This is a genomic window from Dactylosporangium sp. NPDC049140, assembly GCF_040648435.1.
Map to the genome: position 1 here is coordinate 106021 of NZ_JBEZDS010000033.1, position 15715 is coordinate 121735.

Sequence of the window (15715 nt, forward strand, 5' to 3'; positions counted from 1 at the left end):
ACGCGGACTCCTGTCGTAGAGCTCTGGCGGGCTGGTCGGGTGTGTGCCGCAACAGGCACGCAAAAGACCCCGCGCACGAAAGTGCGCTCTGGAGAGAGTACGCCACTCAGGGCGTACTCCCCAAATCAGGGGCGGGTCCGGCGCCGGACGCCACCCCGGCGAGTGCGACGGCGGGCGCCGTTGCCCGACGCCTCGTCCTCGTCCTCGTCCACGTTGTCGGGATCGTCGTCGGAGGCGATCGGCGTGTACTCCGCATCCTCCGGCGCGTCCGCCCCGGCCTGCGCGGTCTCCTCCTCCGCCGGCGCCTCCTCGGCGACGGCGGTGGACCCGCGGCGACCCCGGCGGCGGCTGCGCGGCGCGGGCGCGTCGGCCTCCTCGACCCCGGTGGTCACGCCGGGCGAGGCGGCGGCCGAGGCGACCTTGGACACCGCGTGGCCGTGGCCGTTGCCACCACCGCCGCCGCCCTGGCCGCCGCTGCGCTTCTCCGGGATCGGCTCGGTGTGGATGATGAGGCCCCGGCCCTTGCAGACCTCACAGGTCTCGCTGAAGGCCTCCAGCAGGCCCTGGCCGACCCGCTTGCGGGTCATCTGCACCAGGCCGAGCGAGGTGATCTCGGTGACCTGGTGCTTGGTCCGGTCCCGGCCCAGGCACTCGGTCAGCCGGCGCAGGACCAGCTCGCGGTTGGACTCCAGGACCATGTCGATGAAGTCGATGACGATGATGCCGCCGAGGTCGCGCAGCCGCAGCTGGTGCACGATCTCCTCGGCCGCCTCCAGGTTGTTGCGGGTGACCGTCTCCTCGAGGTTGCCCCCGGCGCCGGTGTACTTGCCGGTGTTGACGTCGATGACGGTCATCGCCTCGGTGCGGTCGATGACCAGGCTGCCGCCGGAGGGCAGGAACACCCGCCGGTCCAGCGCCTTGATCAGCTGCTCGTCGATGCGCAGGTCGGCGAAGACGTCGTTGGTGCCGGTGTAGCGGCGCACCCGGTCGACGAGGTCGGGCGAGACGTGCGACAGGTAGGGCGCGACCGACTCGTAGGCGTCGGTGCCCTGGATGACGAGGTCGCGGAAGTCCTCGTTGAACAGGTCGCGCACGACCCGCACGACGAGCTCGGGCTCCTCGTACAGCAGGGCCGGCGCGCTGCTGCCGGTGGACTTCTCCTGGATGGCCTCCCACTGCGCCTGCAGCCGCTTCACGTCACGCTCGAGGTCGTCCTCGGAGGCGCCCTCGGCCGCGGTGCGCACGATCACGCCGGCGCCGTCGGGCACGAGGTTCTTGAGCACGTCGCGCAGCCGCTTGCGCTCCACGTCGGAGAGCTTGCGGCTGATGCCGGAGGCGTTGCCGTGCGGCACGTAGACCAGGTGCCGGCCGGACAGCGCGATGTGGCTGGTGAGGCGGGCGCCCTTGGTGCCGATGGGGTCCTTGGTGACCTGCACGAGCACCGAGTCGCCCGACTTCAGCGCCTGCTCGATGGTGCGGGTGCGGCCCTCGAGGCCGGTGACGTCCCAGTTGACCTCGCCGGCGTAGAGCACCGCGTTGCGGCCCCGGCCGATGTCGACGAACGCGGCCTCCATGCTGGGCAGCACGTTCTGCACGCGGCCGAGGTACACGTTGCCGACCATCGAGCTCGACGAGGCCCGCGTGACGTAGTGCTCGACGAGCACCTTGTCCTCGAGCACGGCGATCTGCGTGCGGTCGTTCTTCTGCCGGATGACCATGGTGCGGTCGACGGCCTCGCGGCGGGCCAGGAACTCCGACTCGCTGAGGATCGGCGGGCGGGTGCGGCGCTGCTCGCGGCCGTCCCGGCGGCGCTGGCGCTTGGCCTCCAGCCGGGTCGAGCCGGAGACGCCCTGCACCTCGTCGCGGACGGCGGTGCGCGGCTCGCGGATCTTGACGACCACGTGCGGGTCGTCGGCGGCCTCGGTGTCGGCGGCGCCCTTGCGCCGGCGGCGGCGCCGGCGCCGGGTCAGGCCCTCGCCGTCGTCGTCGCCCTCGTCGTCGGCGGACGCCTCCGCCTCTTCCTCGCCGGCGCCTTCCTCGGCTTCCGCCTCGGCACCCTCTTCGCCCTCGTCGAACTCGTCGCCGCCGTTGCCGCGGCCCCGGCCGCGCCCGCGGCGGCCCCGCCGGCGCCGGCGCCGGCCGCTGCCCTCGAAGCCCTCTTCGTCCTCGTCCTCGTCCTCGTCGCCCTCGACCTCGTCGGTCTCGACCGGCGCCTCGACCGCCTCGACCGGCGCCTCGTCGGCGGCCCGGCCCCGGCGGCGCCGGCGGCCGCGGCCGACCGGCTCCTCGTCGGCGATGTCCTCGACCACGTCCTCGGCCACGGCGGCGGCCCGGGCGGGCGTGCGCCGGCGGCCCCGCGTGACGGGCTCCTCGTCGGCGACCTCGTCCACCGGCTCCTCGACGGCGGCGGCCCGGGCGGGCGTGCGCCGGCGGCCGCGGCCGACCGGCTCCTCGTCGGCGGCCTCCTCGGCGAAGCCGTGGGCCGGCACGGCCTGCTCGCTGGGCGGCATGAACAGCAGCTGCACCGGCGGGGCGGCGCGGCGGCCGCGGCGGGCCGGCGGCTCCTCCACGACCAGGGGCTCGAGCTCCTCGGGCGTGTCGGCGTCCTGCTCGGCCTCCTCGGCCGCGAACTCGTCGCCGAGCGGCTCCTCGTCGTTCTCGGCCGAGATCTCCTCGACGACGGGCAGCGGCTCGGGCTCCGGCTCGGGCTCCGGCTCGGGCTCCGGCTCGGGCTCCGGCTCGACGACCTTGGCCCGGGTGCGCCGGGTCCGCGTCGCCTTCACCGGCACGGGCGGTTCGTCCAGCGGCAGCGCCTGCTGTCCGGACTCGCCGGATTCGCCCGTTTCGTCGGCCTCGGCGGCCGGGGCGACCTTGCGCCGCCGGCGCGTGGTCCGGGGCGCGGGCTCCTCCTCGGCCGCAGCGGAGGGTTCCGGCTCTACGGCCGGGGTGTCGGCCGCCGGTTCGGCGGCCGCCTTGGTGGTCCGGCGACGCGTGCGCCGGACCGGGGCGGTGGTCTCGTCTTCGCTGGCTGCGGCAGCAGCCACCGGCTCATCGCCGGTGGTCTCGCCGCTCGCCGACTCGTTGTCGAACATGCGGACGTTCTCCAGTTCTGGCACACCCGGGCGCGTAGCACGCAGCCACACGGGGGCGCCGAATATATGTTGTGCCGGCGGAGGTATCCGCTCACACGGACGATCCGCCGAAAGTCTGCCAACCTCGCGCACGGCGACCGGCGGCCCGCCACCTGGCGGTTCACCCGTCGTCTACTGCAACGAAGTCCCAACGAAGGCCGCCGGCCGATCCACGTCGCCCGACAGGGCGAGCGGATCGACGAGCTCACCCTGCTCGGTCAGCACTCCCTGAGCCAGTCGGGTCGCACGGGGCGGAACCGGCGGCTCCAGGTCGGCCACAACGCGCAGACCGGACAGCACATCGTCGGGTCGCACGGTCGGGGTCACCTGCCGCACGACAAGGTCGAGTATCGCACACGGTATGTCGGTGACCTCGGAAGGTAGGTCACCGTTGGCGGAATCCGACAGAATTTCAAGATCAGAAGCGTCGAGCCGGACCACCGCGGAGCGCGTGTCGAAGGTCCGGCGGCCCTGCTTGGTGAGGCGATCCACCAGCACCTCGGGCGCGTCGAGGAAGGCGCGCACGGCCGGCGCGACGTCGTGGCCCGAGATCCCCGGCAGCTCGATGCGCCAGCTCGACGCGTCGATGCGGTCGGCGAGGCTGCCCCCGCCGTTGAGTTGCGACTCGACCGCCGCCAGCACGTCGAGGCCGGGCGAGAGGGCCGCGTCGAGGGCCCGGCGCAGCTCCTCCGGGTCGACCGCGGCCCGCAGGCCGATCTCGAGGTACTCCGCCTCGCTGGCCACCCCGGTGGGCGCCGCGGAGGCGTAGGAGACCTTCGGGTGCGGGGTGAAGCCCTGGGAGTACGCGATGGGCACGTTGGCCCGCAGCAGCGCCCGCTCGAAGGCGCGGGCGAAGTCGCGGTGCGAGGTGAAGCGCAGCGGGCCCCGCTTGGCGTACCGGAGCCGGATGCGCTGCACGACGGGGTCCTGGTTGGACTCCGGCTGGCGCTTAGCCATGCCCGACCCCCGAACCGGGCACCCGCAGCCCGCCGACCGGCGTGAGCGGCAGCAGCTTGCGGCCCGTCGGGCCGATCTGGATCTCGGTGTCCTGGCTGGGGCACACGCCGCAGTCGAAGCACGGGGTCCAGCGGCAGTCGTCCTGCTCGTAGCCGGTCATGGCGTCCTGCCAGTCCTGCCAGAGCCAGTCCTTGTCCAGGCCGGAGTCGAGGTGGTCCCACGGCAGGACCTCGTGCTGCTCGCGCTCGCGGGTGGTGTACCAGCCCAGGTCCACGCCGTACCCGGGCAGGACCTCGGCCGCCGCGTCGACCCAGCGCTGGTAGGAGAAGTGCTCCGACCAGCCGTCGAAGCGCCCGCCGGACTCCCAGACCCGCCGGATGACCGCCCCGACGCGCCGGTCGCCCCGGCTGAGCAGCCCCTCGACCTGCGAGGGCTCGCCGTCGTGGTACCGGTAGCCGATCGCCCGGCCGAGCGAGCGGTCCGAGTTGATGGCCTCCTTGAGCGCCTTCAGCCGCCGGTCGATGACCTCCGGCTCCGCCATCGACGCCCACTGGAACGGCGTGTGCGCCTTGGGCACGAACCCGCCGATCGACACCGTGCAGCGGATGTCCCGCGAGCCGGTCGCCGCGCGCCCGGCCCGGATGACCTCGTGCGCGAGCTTGGCGATCTGCAGCACGTCGTCGTCGGTCTCGGTGGGCAGACCGCACATGAAGTACAACTTCACCTGCCGCCACCCGTTGGTGTACGCGGTGACGACGGTCCGGATCAGGTCCTCCTCGGTGACCATCTTGTTGATCACCTGGCGGATCCGCTCCGAGCCGCCCTCGGGGGCGAAGGTGAGGCCGGTGCGCCGCCCGTTGCGGGAGAGCTCCTGGGCGAGCGTCACGTTGAACGCGTCCACGCGCGTGGAGGGCAGCGACAGCGACACGTTGGTGCCCTCGTACTGCTGCGCGAGCCCCGAGCACATGTCGCCGATCTCGGAGTGGTCGGCCGAGGAGAGCGAGAGCAGGCCGACCTCGTGGAAGCCGGAGAACTCCAGCCCCTCCTTGACCATCTGCCCCACGGTGGTGATGCTGCGCTCGCGCACCGGCCGCGTGATCATGCCGGCCTGGCAGAAGCGGCACCCGCGCGTGCAGCCGCGGAAGATCTCCACCGCGTAGCGCTCGTGCACCGTCTCGGCCAGCGGGACCAGGGGCTTCTTCGGGTACGGCCAGGCGTCGAGGTCCATCGTGGTGCGCTTGTGCACCCGGAAGGGCACGTCGGCGCGGTTGGGCACGACCCGCTGGATGCGCCCGTCGGGCAGGTAGTCCACGTCGTAGAAGCGCGGCACGTACACCGACTCGGTGCGGGCCAGCCGCAGCAGCAGCTCGTCGCGGCCGCCGGGCTCGCCCTCGGCCTTCCACGCGCGCACGATCGCGGTGATCTCGAGCACCGCCTCCTCGCCGTCGCCGAGCACGGCGGCGTCGATGAAGTCGGCGATCGGCTCCGGGTTGAACGCCGCGTGGCCGCCGGCGACCACGATCGGGTGCCGGGCATCCCGCTCGCGCGCGTCGAACGGGATGCCGGCCAGGTCGAGCATGGTGAGCAGGTTGGTGTAGCCCAGCTCGGTGGAGAACGAGACGCCGAACAGGTCGAACGCGGTGACGGGCCGGTGCGCGTCCACGGTGAACTGCGGCACGCCCTCCTCACGCATGAGCTTCTCGAGGTCGGGCCACACCGCGTAGGTGCGCTCGGCGAGCACGTCGGGCTGCTCGTTGAGCACCTCGTAGAGGATCTGCACGCCCTGGTTGGGCAGGCCGACCTCGTAGGCGTCGGGGTAGGACAGCACCCAGCGCACGGCGACGGCGTCCCAGTCCTTCACGACCGCGCCCAGCTCACCGCCGACGTATTGGATCGGCTTGCTGATCCGGGGCAGCAGTCGCTCGAGTCTGGGGAAGACGCTCGTCACACTCACGGAATACCAGAGTACCTACCCGGGAACCTGTTCTCCCCGCTGCCGCCGATGCGGGGCCCGGCCGCGGGGCTGCCGCGGGGCCGGCGTGGCCGGATGCGGGGCGGGAATGCCCAGCGTGACGGGCTCGCCGGCCTTCACCGTCACCGCGTCGCCGTGGTGACGCAGCACGACCTCCCCCTGATCGACCGAGTAGGTGGCGTGCTTGTGGTCGACCGCCACCCGCAGCACGTCGCCGTGGATCGTCACCGCGAACTTCAGGTTGTCGATGCGGGAGGGCAGCCGGGGCATGAACGACAGCTCGCCGCCGTAGTCGCGCATCCCGCCGAAGCCGGCCACGATCGCCAGCCAGGTGCCGGCCAGCGAGGCCATGTGCAGCCCGTCGCCCGCGTTGTGCTGCAGGTCGTACAGGTCGACGAAGGCGGCCTCGCCCAGGTAGTCGTACGCGAGCTCGGTGTGCCCGACCTCGGCCGCCATGACCGCCTGGGTGCACGCCGACAGCGAGGAGTCCCGGACCGTGCGCTCGTCGTAGTAGTGGAAGTTGCGGGCCTTCTCCTCGGGCGTGAACGCGTCGCCGCGCCAGTGCATCGCCAGCACGATGTCGGCCTGCTTGACCACCTGGCGGCGGTACAGGTCGAAGTACGGGTAGTGCAGCAGCAGCGGGTAGTGGTCGGCCGGGGTGTCCGCGAAGTCCCATTCCTGGTGCAATGTGAAGTTCACCGACTGCTGGTGTACGCCGAGCTCCCGGTCGAAGGGCAGGTGCACCCGCGCCGCCGCGTCGCGCCACGAGGAGATCTCCTCGTCGTCGACCCCGAACTCGCGGGCCTTCTCCGGGTGCCGCTCGGCGGCGTCGGCGGCCGAGCGCAGATTGTGCTGCGCCATCAGGTTCGTGTAGATGTTGTCGTCCGCGATCGCGGAGTACTCGTCCGGCCCGGTCACCCCGTCGATGTGGAACACGCCGTGGCGGTCGTGGTGGCCCAGCGAGCGCCACAGCCGGGCGGTCTCGACCAGCAGCTCCAGCCCGCACTCGGCCTCGAAGTGCCGGTCGCCGGTGGCCTGCACGTAGCGGACCACGGCCGCGGCGATGTCGGCGTTGACGTGGAAGCCCGCGGTCCCGGCCGGCCAGTAGGCCGAGCACTCCTGGCCGCGGATGGTGCGCCAGGGGAACGTGGCGCCCTTGAGACCCAGCTGACGGGCCCGGTCACGGGCCAGGTCGAGCGTGTCGTGGCGCCAGCGCAGCCCGTCGCGGGCGACCTGGGGATGGGTGTACGTCAGCACCGGCAGCACGAAGCTCTCGGTGTCCCAGAACACGTGCCCGTCGTAGCCGCGGCCGGTGAGCCCCTTCGCGGCGATCGGGCGGGCCTCGGCGCGCGCCCCGGCCTGCATGAGGTGGAACAGCCCGAAGCGGACGGCCTGCTGGATCTCGGCGTCGCCGTCGACCTCCACGTCCGCCTGGGCCCAGAACCCGTCGAGGTAGGTCCGCTGGGCCTTGACCAGCCCGTCCCAGCCGCCGAGCCGGGCCCCGGCCACGGCGCCGTGCACCTGGTCGCGGATCGCCTGCCGGGAGCGCTGGCTGGACCAGCCGTAGGCGAGGTACTTCACGATCCGCAGCCGCTGGCCGGGCTGCAGCTCGCAGGCGAACGTGGTGCGGGCCCAGTCCTCGGTGGACTGGGTCTGCGAGCGCACCGGCACGGGCGCGTTGACCTCGTGGTCCATCTCGGCCCCGAGGCGCAGGCAGCTGGCGTTGGTGCGGTGCAGCAGCTGGGCGTTGAGTTCGTGGGCGTAGTCCCCCTCGGCGACCAGCGCGTGCCCGAGCGCGGCGGCGACCCGCGGGTCCTTGCTCGGCGCCGGCACGTCCTCGTTGGCCACCAGCTCGGACTGCACGATCACCCGGGCCGGCTGGTCGACCGGCTCCACCTCGTAGAGGAACGCGGCGACCGAGCGCTGCTCCAGCGAGACCAGCCGGACGGTGCGGACCTTGATCCGCTGCCCGGCCGGCGAGGACCACTCGACGTCGCGCTGCAGGGTGCCGCTGCGCAGGTCGAGCACCCGCTCGTGGGAGTGCAGCTGCCCGTACCGCACGTCGAACGGCTCGTCGTCGACCAGCAGCCGGAAGACCTTGCCGTTGGTGACGTTGAGGATGGTCTGGCCCTCCTCCGGGAAGCCGTACCCGGCCTCGGCGTAGGGCAGCGGGCGCTCCTCGTAGAAGGAGTTCAGGTAGGTGCCGGGCAGCCCGAACGGCTCGCCTTCGTCAAGGTTGCCGCGCAGCCCGATGTGGCCGTTGGCCAGCGCGAACAGCGACTCGGTCCGGGCCAGAACGTCGACGTCCAGGCTGGTCTCGCGCAGCGCCCAGGGCTCGACAGGAAACACGCTCACAGCAACTCTCCCAGGTCTGCGACGACGATGTCGGCGCCGTCGCGCCGCAGGTCCGCGGCGTGCTCGCCGCCGACCCGGTCGACGCCCACGACGAAAAAGCCGCCGGCCCGGCCCGCGGCCACCCCGGCGAGCGCGTCCTCGAAGACGGCCGCGTGCGCCGGCTCGACGCCGAGCTCGCGCGCCGCTTCCAGGAAGGTGTCGGGCGCCGGCTTGCCCTTCAGGCCGCGCTCGCGGATCGTGACCCCGTCGACCCGGGCCTCCAGCAGCGCGGCCAGCCCGGTTGAGGTGATCACCTGCAGCGTGTTGGCGCTGGAGCTCACCACGGCGCAGCGCAGCCCGGCCGCGCGCGCCTTCTGCAGGTAGGTGACCGAGGCGGGGTACGGCTCCAGCCCCCCGGCCTTGAGCAGCTTCAGCACCTGGATGTTCTTGCGGTTGCCCAGCCCGTAGACCGTATCGGCCCCGGGCGGGTCGTCGGGCGAGCCCTGCGGCAGCGAGATGCCGCGGGAGGCGAGGAAGTCGCGGACGCCCGCCTCGCGGGGCTTGCCGTCGACGTAGTCGTTGTAGTCGTGGACCGGGTCGAACTCCCGCTGGCCCCTGGCCTTGAGGAATTCGTTGAACATCGCGGTCCAGGCTTTGTTGTGGATGACCGCCGTCGGGGTCAGCACACCATCGAGATCGAACAGGCACGCGGTGACGTGATCCGGTAGACCCAGCACTCCTGCGACGTTATCCCCGCGGAGCGAACTCTGCGCGGTATGCGCGGGGTCGTTAGCCTTCAAGTTGTGACACAACCGCCGGACGAGTCGCCGACCCAGCGGCAGCCGGCCTCACCCACGTGGGTCGGCTCGGCCGCCGTGCCGCCGGGCGGGTCCCGCCGCCGGCGGCAGTGGGAGGACACGCTCGACCTCCCCTCGCAGCCCCGGACCCTGGACCTGCCCGCGGCACCCCCGCAGAGGCAACAGCAACCGCCACCCCGGATCCAGTACGTCCCGGTGGTACCCCCCGGCTACGGCCCGATGCCCCCGGGGTACCGCCCGGGCCCGTTCCCGCCGCCGCCACAGTTCCGCCGGCGCCGCCGCAAGTGGCCGTGGGTGATGCTGTTCCTGCTCGTCCTCTGCGCGGGCTGCTGCGGCGGCTCCTACGCGTGGGCCCGGCCGTGGTGGGTGCAGTACCCGGCCTCGGTGAACGTCGACGCGGGCGTGGCCGGGCTGACCCGGCTCACCGACGCCGGCTCGAAGAAGACGGCCGAGCAGTTGCAGACCGCGCTGACCTCCGACCACCTCGACGAGGCCGGGTTCACGGTGGCGTACCAGGACACGAACGACGGCAGGGCGAAGATCCTGGTGTTCGGGGCGACCCGCCTGGTCACCGACCCGTCCCGCGACCTCGAGGCCAGCCTGCAGAAGCTCGGCACGAAGATCCAGGTGCAGAACGTGCGCGAGGTCGACCCGGGCGTGCTCGGCGGCGAGCAGCGCTGCGCCGCGTCGCGCCTCGACGGGCGCGCGGCCACCGTCTGCGGCTGGGCCGACCACGGGGTGATCGCAATCGCGGTCTTCGCCGGCAAGACGGTCGACGAGGCCTCCCGCTCGATGCAGAGCATCCGCGCGGCGATCGTCAACCGCGGCTGAACGGCGGAGCCCCGGGGGACCGGACGCTGGGCAACGTCCGGTCCCCCGGGGCCTGTGTTGGCGGAGGAATGCTTTCGCTTACGGCAGTGTGGCCAGGTGCGGCTTCACCGTCTTGGCGAAGCCGTTGCCGTTCTTGACGTCCCAGTTGATCGACCAGGTCATGGCCCCGCGGATGCCCGGGTAGGTGTGCGGCGGCTTGAAAGTTCCGCAGTTGGTACCGACCGCGAGGCAGTCCAGGGCCTGGTTGACCAGGGAGGGGGCGACCACGCCGCCGCCGGCCGCGCCCGTGCCCGCCGGCAGCCCCAGGGCCACCTGGTCGGGGCGCAGGCCGTTCTCCAGCTGGATGCAGGCGAGGGCGGTGATGAAGTTGACCGTGCCCTGGGAGTACGCCTGCATCTGGTCGCAGCCGAGCATGCTGCCGGAGTTGTAGTACTGGGTGTAGACGACGGTGAGGATGTCCTTGATCGACAGGGCGAGGGCGAAGTAGCTGCCGCCCGTGGACTGCATGTCGATCGTCTGCGGCGCCATGGTGATGATGAGGTTCGCGCCCGCCTTGGCCCGCAGCGAGCGCAACGCCTGCGCCATGTACGTCGGGTTCAGCCCGTTCTCGAGGTCGATGTCGATGCCGTCGAAGCCGTACTGCTGCATCAGCGCGTACGCGGTGTTGGCGAAGTTCGTGGCCGCGCCCGAGTCGCCGACGCTGACCCGCCCGGCCTCGCCGCCGACGGAGAGGATGACCTTCTTGCCCCGCGAGTGCAGGGTCGCGACGTCGGCCTTGAAGTCGGCGTCGGAGTAGCCGCCGAGCGCGCTGGACAGCCCGGGGTCGACCGCGAAGGCGAGCCCGCCGGCCTGGGCCGTGGCCTCCGCGAACGCCACGTCGATCAGGTCGTACTCGCTTGGCACGTCCCGCAGCCGCAGCGGCGTGGCGGGGTTGGTGAAGTCCTGCCAGTACCCGGTCAGGAAGTGCTTGGGCAGCGGCCCGGGCGGCGTCGACGGCGACGTGGAGGGCGAGCTCGACGGCGACCTCGAAGCCGACGGTGAGCTCGACGGCGACCTGGACGGCGAGGCCGAGGCCGAGGGGGACTTCGACGGCGTGGTCGGCTCGAGCGTGGTCGGATTGCCGCCCGGGCCGTTGAGCGAGAAGTCGTCGGCGGTGTAGGCGGGCTGGCCGTACCAGCCGTGCACGTACACGCTCGCCGAGGTCTGGCTCGCGCCGGTGGTGAAGGCCACCGAGAGCTGCGAGTAGCCGCTGGTGCCCGGGGTCCAGGTGCTGGCGTCGACCCCGCCGGTCACGCCGATGAAGACGTAGGAGCCGTTGACCCACCCCGAGAGGGTGTACTTCGTGTTCGGCTGGACCGACACGGTCTGCGAGCACTGCGCGGTCGTGCCGCCGGGCGTGCCGGCGAGCTTGTAGGTGCCGGAGTGCGCGGACCCGGACGTGACCGACGCGGACTCGCAGGTCCAGCCGGACGCGGAGCCGGTCTCGAAGCCGGGGTTGGTGAGCAGTTCGGCGGCGGACGCGGGCAGCGCGATCAGGACCCCGGCGAGGGTCAGGACCGCCGCGCCGCCCCCTGCGAGCAGGGTGACATGGCGTGGACGCATGTGGGCTCCAGGTGGGGGTTACGTCGATGGGCGTCGACGTGTTCCTCCACGTTCCATGCACGGCAATTTAATGTCAAGGTTTCTTTACTATTCGATAAGGCTCCGCCCCGAAACGCGGTTTGGAGCCGCGCTATCCTCGGTGTACAGGCTTCGACCCGGCCATCACCGGCGAGCCTCCGGAAGAACGGCCACCCCGGTGGCCCAGTAGAACCGGACGGGCACCGGCCCGTTACAGCCGGCCAACGAGCGGCCGCCGAACGCACGATCACGGCGGCAAGCGGGGTGGTACCGCGGACCCTCGAGGTTCGTCCCCGCGTGGATGCGACACCGACCACGCGAGGAGTGCGACCACCGATGGCCTACCCGATGCACCGCACGGGCACCGGCGTCCCCGCGAGCCCGAACCTTCCCGAAGTCGAGCGCGAGGTCCTGGACTACTGGTCCGGCGACGCGACGTTCGCGGCCTCGGTGGAGCGCCGCCCGGCCGGCGACGACGGCTCGAACGAGTACGTGTTCTACGACGGGCCCCCGTTCGCCAACGGCCTGCCCCACTACGGGCACCTGCTGACCGGCTACGCGAAGGACGTCGTCCCGCGGTACAAGACCATGCAGGGCTTCCGCGTCGAGCGCCGCTTCGGCTGGGACTGCCACGGCATGCCGGCCGAGGTCGAGGCGGAGAAGCAGCTCGGCATCACCACGAAGGCCGAGATCCTCCAGCTCGGCGTGGACAAGTTCAACGCGGCCACCAAGGAGTCGGTGCTGCGCTACACCAGCGAGTGGGAGCGGTACGTCACCCGCCAGGCCCGCTGGGTCGACTTCACCAACGACTACAAGACGCTCGACCTGCCCTACATGGAGAGCGTCATGTGGGCCTTCAAGACCCTGCACGACAAGGGCCTGGTCTACGAGGGCTTCCGGGTGCTGGCCTACTGCTGGCGCTGCGAGACGCCGCTGTCCAACACCGAGCTGCGCATGGACGAGGACGTCTACCGCGACCGGCAGGACCCCGCGCTGACCGTGGCCTTCACGCTGGAGACCGGCGAGAAGATCCTGGTCTGGACGACGACCCCGTGGACGCTGCCCTCCAACCTGGCCATCGCGGTCGGACCGGAGATCGAGTACGCCCTCTTCGAGGAGGACGGGCAGCGGTACATCCTCGCCGGGTCCCGCGTCGGCGCCTACGAGAAGGAGCTGGCCGGCGCGACCCGGGTCGGCTCGATCTCCGGCGCCGAGCTGGTCGGGCGGCGGTACACCCCGCTGTTCGGCTTCCTGGCCGACACCCCGAACGCGTTCCAGGTGATCGGGGCCGACTTCGTCACCACCGAGGACGGCACCGGCGTGGTGCACATGGCGCCCGCCTTCGGCGAGGACGACCAGAACGCGTGCGCCTCGGTGGACATCCCGACCGTCGTCACCGTCGACGAGCACACCCGGTTCACCTCGCTGGTCCCGGACTACCAGGGCCTGCAGGTCTTCGAGGCCAACAAGCCGGTGATCCGCGACCTCAAGGCGGCCGGCGTCGTCGTGCGCCACGACAGCTACACGCACTCGTACCCGCACTGCTGGCGCTGCGACACGCCCCTGGTGTACAAGGCCGTCTCCTCCTGGTTCGTGCAGGTGACCGCCTTCCGCGACCGGATGGTGGAGCTCAACCAGGAGATCACCTGGACGCCCGAGCACATCAAGGAGGGCTCGTTCGGCAAGTGGCTGGCCAACGCCCGCGACTGGTCGATCAGCCGGAACCGGTTCTGGGGCTCGCCGATCCCGGTGTGGAAGTCCGACGACCCGCAGTACCCGCGCATCGACGTGTACGGCTCGCTCGACGAGCTCGAGCGCGACTTCGGCGTGCGCCCCACCGACCTGCACCGGCCCGAGATCGACAACCTGACGCGGCCCAACCCGGACGACCCGACCGGGGAGTCCGTCATGCGCCGCGTGCCCGAGGTGCTGGACTGCTGGTTCGAGTCCGGCTCGATGCCGTTCGCCCAGGTGCACTACCCGTTCGAGAACGCCGGCTGGTTCGAGCACCACTACCCCGGCGACTTCATCGTGGAGTACATCGGCCAGACCCGCGGCTGGTTCTACACCATGCACGTGCTGGCCACGGCGCTGTTCGACCGGCCCGCGTTCCGCAGCTGCGTGTCCCACGGCATCCTGCTCGGCGAGGACGGCCGCAAGATGTCCAAGAGCCTGCGCAACTACCCGGACGTGTACCGGGTGTTCGACGAGTACGGCTCCGACGCCATGCGCTGGTTCCTGGTCTCCTCGCCGGTGCTGCGCGGCGGGGACATGCCGGTGACGGAGACAGGCATCCGCGACTCGGTCCGGCACGTGCTGCTGCCGCTGTGGAACGTGTACTACTTCTTCTCGCTCTACGCCAACGCCGAGGGCTACACCGCGCGGGCCCGGACCGACAGCGCCGACCTGCTCGACCAGTACGTGCTGGCCAAGACCGGCGAGCTGGTGGCCACGGTGGAGCGGCAGCTGGACGCCTACGACATCTCCGGCGCCTGCGGTACCGTGCGCGCCTACCTCGACGCGCTGACCAACTGGTACGTGCGCCGGTCCCGCGACCGCTTCTGGTCCGGCGACCACGACGCGTTCGACACGCTGTTCACCGTGCTCACGACGCTCGCGCAGGTGCTCGCGCCGCTCGCCCCGCTGACCGCCGAGGAGATCTTCCGCGGCCTGACCGGCGAGCGTTCGGTACACCTGACCGACTGGCCGTCCGCGACGGGCTTCCCGGCCGACCACCGGCTCGTGGCGGGCATGGACGCGGTGCGCGAGGTGTGCTCGGCCGCGCTGTCGCTGCGCAAGGCCCGCGGGCTGCGCGTGCGGCTGCCGCTGTCGACGCTGACCGTGGCCACCCCGGACGCGGCCGCGCTGCGCCCGTTCGCCGCGCTCGTCGCCGACGAGGTGAACGTCAAGCGGGTCGAGTTCACCGACGACGTGGCGGCGCACTGCACGCCGGTGCTGACCCTGGTGCCGCGGGTGCTCGGCCCGCGCCTCGGCGGCCAGGTCCAGCAGGTGATCAAGGCGGTCAAGGCCGGCGACTGGAGCCAGGCCGGCGGGGTCGTGACGGCCGGCGGGGTTGCGCTGCAGGAGGGCGAGTACGACCTCAAGCTCGTCGCCGCCGACCCGACCCAGTCGGCGCCGCTGCCCGGCGGCGAGGGTGTCGTCGTGCTCGACAGCACCGTGACGCCGGAGCTGGCGGCCGAGGGCGTCGCCCGCGACCTGGTCCGGGTCATCCAGCAGGCCCGCCGCGACGCCGGCCTCGACGTGTCGGACCGGATCGTGGTCGTGGTCGACGGCCCGGCCACGGTCGCCTCGGCCCTCGACGCGCACGGCTCGTTCGTGGCCGGCGAGACGCTGGCCAACTCGGTCGAGCTCGGCACCGTCGTCGACGGCTTCGCCGGCGAGGTCGGCGAGGGCGAGCCGGTCAAGGTGACCGTCACGCCCGTCGGTCGTGCTCCCCTTGGGGCATGACCACGACCATCGTGAGGACCGTCTCCACCGTGCCGCCGTTGCGGTACCGGTGGGGGCGGTCGGCCACGAAGTCGATGGTCTCCCGGGTCTGCACCTCGTAGTGGTTCCCGTCGACCTCCACCTGTAGCGAGCCCAGGCGCACGTGGATGATCTCCCGCGTGCCCGGGGTGTGGTCGCCGGAGTCGTGCGCCTCCCCCGGCGCCATCCGCCAGTCCCAGATCTCGACGAACGCGGGGTCGTTAACGCCGCGCAGCAGCCGCCCGGTGCCGCCGCCCGGCCCGCGCCACAGCACCGCGGGCTCGTCGGCGCCGACGATCTTCACCACCGGCTCGGGCTCGGCCTCCAGCAGCCGCCCGATGCTCACCCCGAAGGACTCGGCGACCCGGCACAGCGTGCCGATGCTCGGGTTGGTGCGGGCGCCCTCGATCTGCACGAGCATGCCCTTGCTCACACCCGAGCGGCTCGCCAGCTCGTCCAGCGACCAGCGTCTGCCCTGGCGAAGGCCCTTCACCTGGCGCGCGATCGCCAGCTGGGCGTCCCGCTCGCGGTCGGTCAACATATTTTCCTTCACGGTCATTATTATG

General features: G+C 71.9%; 9 protein-coding genes. 2 read left to right on the forward strand and 7 right to left on the reverse strand.

Going from position 1 to position 15715, the window contains the following annotated elements; genetic code table 11:
• Window positions 1–125 precede the first annotated feature (125 nt).
• From AB0B76_RS38770 to AB0B76_RS38790, 5 genes are all read right to left on the reverse strand, one after another.
• Window positions 126–3092, reverse strand: a complete 2967-nt coding sequence (locus AB0B76_RS38770; protein WP_360385087.1) for an Rne/Rng family ribonuclease — start codon at window positions 3090–3092, stop codon at window positions 126–128.
• Window positions 3093–3263: 171 nt separating this feature from the next.
• Window positions 3264–4088: a TIGR03936 family radical SAM-associated protein gene (locus AB0B76_RS38775; RefSeq protein ID WP_360385042.1), complete on the reverse strand. Its 825-nt coding sequence runs from the start codon at window positions 4086–4088 to the stop codon at window positions 3264–3266.
• Window positions 4081–6042, reverse strand: coding sequence for a TIGR03960 family B12-binding radical SAM protein (locus AB0B76_RS38780; RefSeq protein WP_360385044.1), 1962 nt, complete (start codon window positions 6040–6042; stop codon window positions 4081–4083). Before AB0B76_RS38780 ends, AB0B76_RS38775 begins: the two co-directional genes overlap by 8 nt.
• Before the next feature lie 15 nt (window positions 6043–6057).
• Window positions 6058–8415 (reverse strand): glycoside hydrolase family 65 protein, encoded by a 2358-nt coding sequence (locus tag AB0B76_RS38785; protein WP_360385046.1) that lies wholly within the window; start codon window positions 8413–8415, stop codon window positions 6058–6060.
• Window positions 8412–9131, reverse strand: a complete 720-nt coding sequence (locus AB0B76_RS38790) for a beta-phosphoglucomutase family hydrolase (protein WP_360385048.1) — start codon at window positions 9129–9131, stop codon at window positions 8412–8414. Before AB0B76_RS38790 ends, AB0B76_RS38785 begins: the two co-directional genes overlap by 4 nt.
• 66 nt (window positions 9132–9197) lie before the next feature.
• On the opposite strand from AB0B76_RS38790, the gene AB0B76_RS38795 reads away from it, so the two are divergent.
• Window positions 9198–10043 carry a hypothetical protein gene (locus tag AB0B76_RS38795; RefSeq protein WP_360385050.1) on the forward strand — a complete coding sequence of 282 codons (846 nt, stop codon included), beginning with the start codon at window positions 9198–9200 and terminating at the stop codon, window positions 10041–10043.
• Between the two features lie 78 nt (window positions 10044–10121).
• Here the strand turns inward: AB0B76_RS38795 and AB0B76_RS38800 are convergent, their stop codons facing one another.
• Window positions 10122–11645, reverse strand: a complete 1524-nt coding sequence (locus AB0B76_RS38800; RefSeq protein ID WP_360385052.1) for a glycosyl hydrolase family 18 protein — start codon at window positions 11643–11645, stop codon at window positions 10122–10124.
• A 354-nt stretch (window positions 11646–11999) separates the two neighbouring features.
• Between AB0B76_RS38800 and ileS the strand changes: the two genes are divergently transcribed.
• Complete coding sequence (gene ileS / locus AB0B76_RS38805; protein ID WP_360385053.1) at window positions 12000–15131, forward strand: isoleucine--tRNA ligase; 3132 nt, start codon at window positions 12000–12002, stop codon at window positions 15129–15131.
• Here the strand turns inward: ileS and AB0B76_RS38810 are convergent.
• Window positions 15097–15702: an XRE family transcriptional regulator gene (locus tag AB0B76_RS38810; protein ID WP_360385055.1), complete on the reverse strand. Its 606-nt coding sequence runs from the start codon at window positions 15700–15702 to the stop codon at window positions 15097–15099. The two genes, ileS and AB0B76_RS38810, sit on opposite strands and share 35 nt — an antisense overlap.
• Window positions 15703–15715 lie beyond the last annotated feature (13 nt).

Bases quoted from the DNA above. Each gene is read 5' to 3' on its own strand.
- AB0B76_RS38770 (WP_360385087.1), bottom strand. From the start codon at position 3,092: ATGTTCGACAACGAGTCGGCGAGCGGCGAGACCACCGGCGATGAGCCG.
- AB0B76_RS38775 (WP_360385042.1), bottom strand. From the start codon at position 4,088: ATGGCTAAGCGCCAGCCGGAGTCCAACCAGGACCCCGTCGTGCAGCGC.
- AB0B76_RS38800 (WP_360385052.1), bottom strand. From the start codon at position 11,645: ATGCGTCCACGCCATGTCACCCTGCTCGCAGGGGGCGGCGCGGCGGTC.
- ileS (WP_360385053.1), top strand. From the start codon at position 12,000: ATGGCCTACCCGATGCACCGCACGGGCACCGGCGTCCCCGCGAGCCCG.